Annotated in this window: 1 pseudogene; it reads right to left on the bottom strand. The window is 73.2% G+C overall.

The features are described from left to right. A pseudogene (locus CCN72_RS37475) lies at window positions 1-715 on the bottom strand (RecB family exonuclease); the annotation flags it as partial.

Here is a 715-nt window from a genome sequence, read left to right as displayed (position 1 = left end):
CAGCGGATACGGCGGGGGAGTGCCCCCGAACTCCGGGCAGTGCGCCTGGTGATCGCACCAGCCACACAGCTTCGTCGGCCGCGGCCGCCACTCCCCGCTCTCCGTGGCCTCACAGATGGCGTCCCACAGCGCGCGCAGCCTGCGCTCCACCCGCTCAAGATCGGCGAGCACCGGATCGTACGTCCGCACCTCGCCGCTGCCGAGATACACCAGCTGGAGCCGGCGCGGTACGACGCCCTTGAGCCGCCACACCACCAGCGCGTAGAACTTCATCTGGAACAGCGCGCCCTCGGCGTACTCCGGCCGCGGCGCCTTGCCCGTCTTGTAGTCGACGATCCGCACCTCGCCGGTCGGCGCCACGTCCACCCGGTCGATGATGCCGCGCAGCCGGGGCCCCGACTCCAGCTCGGCCTCCACGAACAGCTCCCGCTCGGCGGGCTCCAGGCGGGTCGGGTCCTCCAGCGTGAACCAGCGCTCCACCAGCCGCTCGGCCTCGCCCAGCCAGCGCGCCAGNNGGCACCAGCGCCCTGGCGCGCGGCGCGGTCCGCTCCCCGGCGGGCGCGTCGAACAAGCGCTCAAGCACCGCGTGCACCAGGGTGCCCCGCGTCGCCGCCTCGCTCGGCTTCTCCGGCAGCCGGTCGATCACCCGGAACCGGTACAGCAACGGACACTGCATGAAGTCACCGGCGCGGGAGGGGGAGAGCGAGGTGGGCGC

It is taken from the genome of Streptomyces murinus, assembly GCF_002154555.1.
GTDB lineage: Bacteria > Actinomycetota > Actinomycetes > Streptomycetales > Streptomycetaceae > Streptomyces > Streptomyces murinus.
This window is presented reverse-complemented; position numbering and strand designations above follow the sequence as displayed.